The sequence below is a fragment of the Leclercia sp. LTM14 genome (assembly GCF_023736175.1).
GTDB classification, from domain to species: Bacteria; Pseudomonadota; Gammaproteobacteria; order Enterobacterales; family Enterobacteriaceae; genus Enterobacter; species Enterobacter barmai.
Genome location: NZ_JAIKTT010000021.1, coordinates 1 through 1,404 on the forward strand (window position 1 = coordinate 1; position 1,404 = coordinate 1,404).

At 54.2% G+C, this 1,404-nt stretch carries 1 protein-coding gene; it reads right to left on the minus strand.

What is annotated here, in order from left to right:
* A protein-coding gene (locus tag K5I40_RS23730; RefSeq protein ID WP_223075814.1) for an IS3 family transposase occupies window positions 1–1,349 on the minus strand; the annotation gives its coding sequence in 2 pieces (ribosomal slippage) (window positions 1–899 and window positions 899–1,349; 1,350 coding nt annotated over the 2 pieces). This gene is flagged as partial in the annotation.
* Window positions 1,350–1,404: the final 55 nt, after the last annotated feature.

Sequence of the window (1,404 nt, forward strand, 5' to 3'; positions counted from 1 at the left end):
TTTTTCTGCCTGAGTCCGGTACGCCACCGGGCTCAGGCCGCCAGTTTTCAGGCTGATTCGTTCAGTGTTGAAGTAACGGATATAAGCCTTGATATCCCGCTCCAGCTCTTTCACGCAACCATACCTCTTGCGGTAGTACATCTCTACTTTCAGATGACTAAAGAAGTTTTCCATCACTGCATTATCCAGGCAGTTTCCCTTTCGCGACATACTCTGGACTATCCCTGCTTTTTCCAGCATTAACCGCCATGCCGGCGTCCTGTAAGCCCAGCCCTGATCGCTGTGTAAGACCAGGCCTTCACTATGTCTGTGCGCTTTCAGGGCCTTATGCAGCATCCTGCAGACCAGAGGCTGTGACGGGCTGGTCGACATATTCCAGGCCACGATTTCGTTATTGAACAGATCCTGCAGGGCTGACAGGTAAAGTTTCTGTCCCCCGGCCCGGAACTCCGTCACATCCGTACACCACTTGATCCCGCTTCGTTCAGCGCTGAAGTCCCGGGCCAGCAGATTGGCGGATGCCAGTCCCGTATCAGGCATATATGAGCGATATCTTTTCCGGCGTAGCTGACAGGTGAGTCCATGCTCCTTCATCAGCCTGCGCACTGTTTTGTGATTAAGCTCGAAGCCCTCATCCCGCAGTGCCCTCGTCATTCTCCGGTAGCCATAACGCTGCGCATGCCGCTGGCTGATGGCCTTCATTGCACTGACTGCATCCGCATAACGCTCAGTCCCGTGCTCAGGGTGCGAGACATGATAATAATAGGTACTGCGTGACAACCGCGCGGCATACAGCAGGCAGGGCAGCCTGTGTGCCGTCAGTAACGACTGCACTATTCTGGTTTTTTCTGCTGCTCCCTGAGTGCATTTTCTTCCCTCAGGGCTTTCAGCTTTTTTAAATAAGCATTTTCCGCACGCAGATATTCCAGCTCCCTCTGCAGTTCTTTGGGCGTCATTTCACTGAATGGCTTGGCGCCGGGAACGTACTTTTTCTGTGACATAGCAGGTCCGGGTCTGGCAGTGTGAAGCGCCTTTGCACCTCCCCTCCGGTAACGCCTCATCCAGTTGAGAATAAGGGATTCATTGGGGATGGCGAAGCGCGATGAAGCCTCCGCATAGCTGCACCTGCTTTTTGCGACGTAACGGACAACGCGGAGCCTGAATTCTGCAGTATAGGTCCGCGCAGGACGGTCCTCCAGCCCGGCGTTACCCTGACGACGGTAAGCCCGTAGCCAGCGGGTCAGCGGTGATTTGCCGACACTGAACAGGCGGGCTGTTTCTTTAATGCCCGACTTTCCGGCCATGTAATGCTGTACAGCCGCAAGTCTGATATGAAAAGGATGTTTCATCGTTCTGGACCTCCAGATTCCGGAATCTGGTGTCCAGGATCTGGGGTTCAGTGCA